Annotated in this window: 6 protein-coding genes; all 6 read left to right on the top strand. The window is 68.9% G+C overall.

Annotated elements, in window-relative coordinates; genetic code table 11:
* Window positions 1-1735 (top strand): AsmA family protein (locus tag CF68_RS17355; protein ID WP_035820991.1); only part of this gene is annotated, 1735 nt, incomplete at its 5' end.
* A gap of 317 nt (window positions 1736-2052) precedes the next feature.
* Complete coding sequence (locus tag CF68_RS17345; protein ID WP_035820986.1) at window positions 2053-3246, top strand: MFS transporter; 1194 nt, start codon at window positions 2053-2055, stop codon at window positions 3244-3246.
* Between the two features lie 145 nt (window positions 3247-3391).
* Complete coding sequence (pdxH, locus tag CF68_RS17340) at window positions 3392-4030, top strand: pyridoxamine 5'-phosphate oxidase (RefSeq protein ID WP_035820984.1); 639 nt, start codon at window positions 3392-3394, stop codon at window positions 4028-4030.
* A 232-nt stretch (window positions 4031-4262) separates the two neighbouring features.
* On the top strand, window positions 4263-5504 hold the full coding sequence (locus CF68_RS17335) for a cyclopropane-fatty-acyl-phospholipid synthase family protein (protein WP_035820982.1): 1242 nt from the start codon (window positions 4263-4265) through the stop codon (window positions 5502-5504).
* 15 nt (window positions 5505-5519) lie between these two features.
* Complete coding sequence (locus CF68_RS17330) at window positions 5520-6599, top strand: DUF72 domain-containing protein (protein WP_035820980.1); 1080 nt, start codon at window positions 5520-5522, stop codon at window positions 6597-6599.
* A 170-nt stretch (window positions 6600-6769) separates the two neighbouring features.
* Window positions 6770-8206: acetate--CoA ligase family protein (locus CF68_RS17325; RefSeq protein WP_051591565.1), on the top strand; the 1437-nt coding region annotated here is incomplete at its 3' end.

The raw sequence follows: 8206 nt of genomic DNA, 5'->3' as shown, positions 1-8206 counted from the left end.
CCCCCCGGGCCCCCCCGCCAGTGCGGCAGCGGCAGCCTCCGCGCCGGCGGCTTCGGCGTCCGGCGCAGCCAGCGCACCCGGCGCATCGGGCCCGCCGGCCTCGGCCACCGCCGCCAACGGCCGCTATGGCGTGCGCTGGAAAGCCACCGGCCGCTACAACGAGGCCACCATCAACGCCAGCGGCAAGGCCGGCACGGTGCTGAGCCTGCGCAACACCGACGTGCCCTTCCCGATCCTGGCCGATGTGCGGGTTGGCACCACCCGCGCCCTGATCGAAGGCACCGTGACCAACCCCGCCCACCTGGCCGCGCTGGACGTGCACCTGACCCTGACCGGCGACAGCATGGCCAAGCTCTATGCGCTGACCGGCGTGGTGCTGCCGTCCACGCCGCCGTACCAGACCCGCGGCCGGCTGATGGCAACGCTGCGCAAGCAAGGCTCGGTCTACGAATACCAGAAGTTCACCGGCCGCGTCGGCGGCAGCGACCTGTCCGGCACGCTGACCTTCACCAAGCGCGAGCCGCGTCCGCTGCTGGCCGGCAATCTGGTGTCCAACCAGCTGCGCTTTGTCGACCTGGCGCCGCTGATCGGCGCCGATGCCAAGCCCGGCCGCCCCGCCAAGGACAGCCCGGTGGCTCAGCCGCCCGACAAGGCGCTGCCGGTGGCGCCATTCCGCACCGAGCGCTGGGACGAGATTGACGCCGACGTGCGCTTTACCGGCAAGCGCATCATCCGCGATGCCGACCTGCCGATCACCGACCTGGTCACGCACCTGAAGCTGCAGGACGGCGTGCTGCTGCTGGACCCGCTGAATTTCGGCGTGGCCGGCGGCAATCTGGTGTCGACCATGCGCCTGGACGGCAAGCGCGAGCCGATGGGGGCCACGGTCGACATGACCGCGCGGCACATGAAGCTCAAGCAGCTGTTCCCCACCTTTGACCTGATGCGCACCAGCATCGGCGAACTCAACGGCAGCGCCAAGCTCTCGGCCACCGGCAATTCAGTGGCGGCGCTGATGGCCTCTTCCAACGGCGAAGCCAAGCTGCTGGTCGAGAACGGCACGGTCAGCAAGTTCCTGCTTGAAGCGATGGGCCTGAACGTGGGCAGCGTGGTGATCCGCAAGCTGTTCGGCGACAGGCCGGTGCGGATCAACTGCGGCGTCAGCGACTTTGCCTTCACCGACGGCATCGCGCGCGCGCGCACCTTCGTGCTGGATACGGACGATGCGGTGATCGAGACCACCGGCGGCATCGACCTGCGCAATGAAAAGCTGGCGCTGACCATCCACCCGGACTCCAAGGGCCTGCGCGTGTTCTCGCTGCGCTCGCCGCTGTACGTGGGCGGCACCATGAAGAAGCCGTCCGTCAGCCCCGATATCGGGGTGCTGGCGCTGCGCGCCGGCGGCGCGCTGTCGCTGGCGCTGCTGGCACCGGTGGCGACGGCGGTGCTGCCGCTGGTGGACCTGTCGCCGGGCGGCGAAGACAACCTGTGCGCAGCGCTGCTGGCCGACCTGCGCAAACGTCCGGTCGCGCCGCCGCCGGGCAAGACCTACAAGGATCCCAGCACCGGCAAGACCGCCGGCATGACCGCCGGCAAGCCGATCCCGAAGGAAACGCCGGGCACCGCCGCGCAGGCTGACGCCCAGACCCGCGAGCCGGCACGCCCCAGCGAGCGCGAGGAGCGCAAGCCGGCGCCGGCGCGCCCGGACAGCGATGCCCTGCACAAGGGCGGTTGAGGTGCGTGCGCCACTAGTGCCCTGGCGCGTCGCCTGGCGGCCACATGTCCCCCATTGTCTGAAGCAAAATCGCAACACTTTGCCCCGCTGCGACATCCTGCCGCACGCAGCCGTTGTGCCGCGCCCACGCCAGGCGCATAATTAAACGGCCATTTACAAGAAGTTTAAGCATGGCAAGCATCGGATGCGGTGCGGGTTCGCCCGTCTGCATCCTTCTGAAGGCGCGGCTGCGGCCGCCCTTTGTTTCCTCCTTGTTTCCCGCCTCGGCACGGCCGCCGGCCGCCATGAGCGCGGCCCCACCGCGAGCCCCCGTTCCCATGTCGCTGCCGCACGCCGCCGTCCCGCCGATCACGTGGCTGATCGCGCTGACGGTGTGCAACCACGTGGCCTTCAACGCCAGCCGCGTGGTGGTGTCGCTGTTCGCGATTTCCCTCAAAGCCTCCACCGTCACGCTCGGCGTGCTGATGTCGCTGTATGCGCTGCTGCCAATGCTGCTGGCAATCCGCGCCGGCAAGCGCATCGACGAGATCGGGCCGCGCAAGCCGATGACCGCGGGCTCGCTGATGGTGGTGGCGGGCACGCTGCTGCCGGCGCTCTGGCACGACCTCGGCGCGCTGTACCTGTCATGCGCGCTGATCGGCGTGGGCTTCATGCTGGTGCAGGTGGCAATGCAACTGCTGATCGGCCAGGTCTCCACCAATGAGACCCGGCTGCGCAACTACACCTGGCATGCGCTGGGGCTGTCGGTGTCCGGCACGCTCGGGCCGGTGACGATGGGCTACGTGATCGAGCATGCGGGCTTCCGCCCCGCCTTCATGGTGCTGGTGGCGGTGGCGCTGGTCGGCCAGGCCGGCCTGCAATGGCTGCGTCCGCGCCTGCCGGCGCAAGGCGGCAATGCCGGGCGCATCGCCATCGAGGACGGCAGCCGCCGCTCCACGCTGGACCTGCTGCAGCAACCCGAGCTGCGCGCGGTCTTCATCGCCAGCGCGGTGCTGTCCGCCGCATGGGACCTGCACGCCTTCCTGATCCCGATCCAGGGCTCGCGCATCGGCCTGTCGCCGTCGTCGATCGGCTGGGTGCTGGGCGCTTTCGCCATTGCCACCTTTGCCATCCGCGTGGCAATGCCGGCGGTGTCGCGCCGGCTCTCGGAGTGGAAGATCATCCGCAGCGCGCTGCTGGTGGGCGCGCTGGCCTACCTGGCCTACCCCTTGGTCACGCAGTTCTGGCTGATGTGCGGGCTGGCCTTCGTGCTGGGCCTGGCGCTGGGCAGCGCCCAGCCCAATGTCATGAACATCCTGCACACGGCTTCTCCGCACGGCCGCGCCGGCGAGGCACTGGGCCTGCGCTCGGCGGTGCTCAATACCAGCCAGGTGGTGTGGCCGCTCACGTTTGGCGTGGTCGGCACGGCGCTCGGCATGCTGCCGATCTTCCTGTCGATAGCGGGCGCGATGGGCGCGGCCGGTTACTACTCGCGGCGCCAGGGGCGCAAGGTGCTGCCGCCGCCGGTTTAGCCCCCGCGGCAGGTGGCGCTGTCGATACGCTTGTCGCCACGCAAATGCGATCCCCGATGCATTCGCTATACTCGAATCAGCCGGACCTGCGGCCCCCGCCCCCGGGCGCACCGCGCATCCCGACCGATATCCTGATGATTGCGACATGACTCAACTTGCCGACCTTCGCCGTTCCTATGTGCTGGGCTCTCTGTCCGAAACCGACGTAGCGCCCGACCCGATGAGCCAGTTCAAACGCTGGTTCGACGAGGCGGTCACGGCCAAGCTGCCCGAACCCAATGCCATGACCCTGGCCACGGTCGACGCCGACGGCCAGCCGTCCGCGCGCATCGTGCTGCTCAAGGGCATCGACGACCGCGGCTTCACCTTCTTCACCAATTATGAAAGCCGCAAGGGCCTGGACCTGGCGGCAAACCCGCGCGCGGCGCTGCTGTTCCACTGGGTGCAGCTGGAGCGCCAGGTACGCGTCGAAGGCCACGTCGAGAAAGTCTCGGACGACGAGAGCGACGCCTATTTCGCCACGCGCCCGCTGGGCTCGCGCGTGGGCGCCTGGGCCTCTGCGCAAAGCCGCGAGGTGCCCGGCCGCGACGTACTGGAGCAGCGCGAGCAGGAATACCGCAGCAAGTTCGGCGAAAACCCGCCGCGCCCGCCGCACTGGGGCGGCTACCGCCTGGTGCCGACCGCGCTCGAGTTCTGGCAAGGCCGCCCGTCGCGGCTGCACGACCGCATCGCCTTCCGCCTGCAACCCGGCGGTGACTGGCAGATCGTGCGGCTGTCGCCCTGAAGCGGTTGGCGCGCGCCTGAACATGCGCCAACAGCGCCGATCGGGTCGGTAGTGAGGTCTTCTGGACGGTGCGCTGCACAAGCTGCGGAATTGGACTAAAGTGAGACAGGCGTCGCTTGGTTACTCTTTTCTTGCAGCGTTCGCGACGGATTGGGCAAGGTTCCAGCTCAGTACCAACCTTGCCTGATGCGTCGGCCGAAGCGTGTGCCGCAACCATCGGGAGGTAAAGCGCATGTTTTTCAAGCAAGCCCTGGAAAAGCAACTCGACAACTGGATCGCCGACCTGCGAGAGAATGCCAATCTGCCGGTCAGCTTGCGGCTGTGGAATGGCACCGAATACTCGCTCGGGCACTTCGACAAGCCGGCTGTCACGCTGACCGTACGCGAGGCCGCGGCCCTGCCGCTGCTGCTGACGCCGAGCCTGGACAACCTGGGCGAAGCGTATGTGCAGGAGAAAATCGACTTCGAGGGCAGGCTGACGGACATCATCAAGGTCGCCTACGGCTTCTCGGCCGCGGCCACGCACCGCGCCGGCGGCGCGCTGTTCAAGGTGGCGCAGCACTTCGCGCATACCAAGCAGGAAGACAAGAGCTCGATCCAGTACCACTACGACGTCTCCAACGACTTCTACCAGCTCTGGCTCGATCCCAACATGGTCTACTCCTGCGCCTACTTCGAGCACGGCGACGAAGACCTGGCCACGGCGCAAATCAAGAAGATCGACCACATCCTGACCAAGATCCGGCTGCAGCCGGACCAGACGCTGCTGGACATCGGCTGCGGCTGGGGCGCGCTGGTGCTGCGCGCCGCGCAGAAATTCGGTGCGCGCTGCGTGGGCATCACGCTGTCGCAGAACCAGTTCGACCTGGCCACCGAGCGCGTCAGGGCCGCGGGCCTGTCCGACCGCATCGAGATCCGGCTGCAGGACTACCGCGACACCGCCGGCACCTTCGACCGCATCACCAGCGTCGGCATGTTCGAGCATGTGGGCAAGGACAACCTGCCCGGCTACTTCAGCCGCATCCGCGAACTGCTGGCCGACGACGGCTATGTGATGAACCACGGCATCACCTCGCCCGACCCGGACAACGGCGCGACGCCGATGGACGGCGCCGAGTTCATGGACCGCTATGTGTTCCCGCAGGGCGAGCTGCCGCATATCGGGCTGGTGCTGCGCACGCTGCAGCAAGGCGGGCTGGAAGCCTTCGACGTCGAACTGCTGCGCCGCCACTACGCGCAGACGCTGCACCACTGGGCCGACAACTTCGAGGCCCGCGGCGACACCATCCGCAGCCTGGTCGGCGAGAAGAAATACCGCATCTGGCGGGTCTACCTGGCCGGCTGCGCGCATGCCTTCGAGACCGAGAAGATGTCGATCTACCAGGTGCTCTGCCACAAGGCCGGGCTGCCAGCCGATACGCTGCCGTGGTCGCGCCGCTATATCTACGACCAACCCATTGGCCGCAACGACTGAAGGCAACGCTGACGATTGACTGAAGACCTCTTTGGCGGGCTGCCCCTGCCCGCCCCACCTGCCCCTCCGGAACGGCCCGCTTCCCACCCGGGCGTGGCCGTCCCGCCCGCCCCCTCAGGCAAACCCGCGCGCGGCAAGAGCGTGCAACCCGCACAGGCGGATGAAGCCCTGCACACGCTGGCGGCGCGGCTGCCATCGAACCTGTACTTCGGCACGTCCTCCTGGGCCTACCCCGGCTGGAACGGGCTGGTCTATGACGGCGAGTACGGCGACAGCCTGCTGTCGCGCAAGGGCCTGGCCGCCTATTCCCGCCATCCGCTGCTGCGCGCCGCCGGCATCGACCGCGGCTTCTACGGGCCGATCCCGCTGGCGGACTACCTGTCCTACGCCGCGCAGGTCCCCGACGGCTTCCGCTTCCTGGTCAAGGCGCCGGCCAGCGTCTGCGATGCCTGGCTGCGCGGCTCCGACGGCGCCGGCCGGCTGGCCAACGCCGCCTTCCTGGATGCGGAGATCGCGGTGCGCGACTTCATCGTGCCCGCCACCAGCGGGCTGGGCAGCAAATGCGGGCCGCTGCTGTTCCAGCTGTCGCCGATGGGTCCGCTGGCCGACAGCGCCGTGTTCCTGGAACGGCTTGACGCCTTCCTGGGCGCGCTGCCGGCGCTCGATCAGTCGATCACACCGCATGCGTGCTACACGGTAGAGCTGCGCGACCCGGCACTGCTGACGCCACGCTACATCCGGCTGCTGCGCCGCCACGGGGTGCGCTTCTGCCTGTCGGCGCGCGACCGCCTGCCGCCGGTGCCGCGCCAGGCCGCGGCGCAGGCGCTGATGGACGAGGAAGCGCCGGGTCCGCTGGTGCTGCGCTGGATGCTGCATGGGGGCCGGCCCTACGCCTACGCGGAAAAGCTGTACGCACCCTTCGACCGCATCGTCGACGACGACCCCGACACCCGCCATGCCATCGCCGATGTGGTGGCGCGCACGCTGCGCGCGGGCCAGCCTGCCATCGTCATTGTCAGCAACAACGCCGAGGGTTGCGCGCCGTTGAGTTGCGTGCGGCTGGCCGAGGCGATTATTGCGAGGCTGGAGCGGTGAATGATTGACGACCGCTGCACAGTGACCGATAGGACGCTCCCGCAGGCACCGGCCACCACTGCCTGAACACTTGTGCATAATGTGCACAGCTGGAGGCCATGCGCTTGTCGCCACCCCCGCGATCGGCTTGAATCGGGGCACCTTCCGACCGAGGAAGGATGGAGACGACGATGCCCCTTTCCACTACGGCGCGCACACCGGGCCGCGCCGCCCTGCCGCAGCTGCTTGATCCTGCCTCGATAGCCATTGTCGGCGCCTCGCGCGATACCAGCCGCATCGGCGGCGTGGCGTTGGACCACCTGCAGCGCCTTGGATACCAGGGCCAGGTGTATCCGGTCAATCCGCGCTATGCGGAGATCGCCGGCCTGGCGTGCTATCCCGATATCGAATCCGTGCCGCAGGTGCCTGACGTGGCGGTGCTGGCGCTCGGCGCGGACGAGGTGCTGCCGCAGTTGCGGCGCTGCCATGCCCGCGGCATCCGTGCCGCCATCGTCTACGCTTCGGGCTATGCCGAGACCGGTGAAGCGGGTGCCGGGCGCCAGGCCGCACTTGCGGCATTCGCCCGCGAGAGCGGCATGGCGATCGCCGGACCCAACTGCATGGGGCTGGCCAACCTGACCACGCGCGCCATCACCGCATTTGCCACCACCTTCCGCGCGTTCCCGCCGCAGGACGGCCCGGGTGCCGTGAGCCTGCTGACCCAGAGCGGCAACGTCTGCGCCATCGTCTACGCCACAGGAAGGCAGATGGACGTGGGCTTCCACCAGTTCATCAATACCGGCAACGAAGCCTGCCTAGACTATGCGGATTACCTCGACTACCTCGCGGACGATGCGCAAACCGCGGCCGTGGTCGGTTACGTGGAGGGCCTGCGCAACGGCAGTGGCTTCATCGAAGCCGCGGCGCGCCTGCGCGCGGCAGACAAGCCGCTGATCCTGCTGAAGGCCGGCGAGAGCGAGGCCGGATCGGCGGCCACGCAATCCCATACCGCCGTGCTGGCCGGCAACCAGGCCATCTACCGCGCCGCCTTCGCCCAGGTCGGCGCGATGCAGGCGGGTGATCCGACCCACCTGACCGACCTGGCATACCTGGCCGGCTTCCGCCAGCGCAGCGCGGGGCGCCGGGTGGTGGTGGCTTCCGTGTCGGGCGCGATGGGTGCCCTCTCGGCTGACCTGCTCAGCGCGGCCGGACTCGACGTGCCGCGCCTGCCCGAGGCGGTCCAGCAGCGCCTGCTGGCGGGCGTGCCGGAGCTCGGCGCAGTGGCGAATCCCGTCGACCTGACCGGCCAGCTGTTCAACCGCAGCGGCCTGGCCCACGCCGTGCTCGACAATCTTGCCGCCACCGACGGCATCGACGTCATCTTCCTCTACGCCACCGCCTACCTGCTCGATCGCGTGGCCGACGAGCTGATCGAGGTGGCGGGCAAGACCGACCGCCTGATCGTGGTCGCCACCACGGGCGAGCCCGCCAGCCGCGCGCGGCTGGCCGACGCCGGTGTAGCGCTGTTCCCGGATTGCGCACGCGCGGCCCGGGCCCTGGGCACGTACGTGGGCTGGCTCGGCACGGCGGCGCCGACCGCGCACTGGATGGCGCTGCGCGCGCGGGCC

This window comes from Cupriavidus sp. SK-4 (genome assembly GCF_000611125.1).
GTDB lineage: Bacteria > Pseudomonadota > Gammaproteobacteria > Burkholderiales > Burkholderiaceae > Cupriavidus > Cupriavidus necator.
Note: the sequence above shows the minus strand (reverse complement) of the source record. Positions and strands in the feature narration are given on the sequence as shown.

What these genes read in the sequence shown, in the direction of transcription:
- CF68_RS17345 (WP_035820986.1), top strand. Translation starts at nt 2,053, where the DNA reads ATGTCGCTGCCGCACGCCGCCGTCCCGCCGATCACGTGGCTGATCGCG.
- pdxH (WP_035820984.1), top strand. Translation starts at nt 3,392, where the DNA reads ATGACTCAACTTGCCGACCTTCGCCGTTCCTATGTGCTGGGCTCTCTG.
- CF68_RS17335 (WP_035820982.1), top strand. Translation starts at nt 4,263, where the DNA reads ATGTTTTTCAAGCAAGCCCTGGAAAAGCAACTCGACAACTGGATCGCC.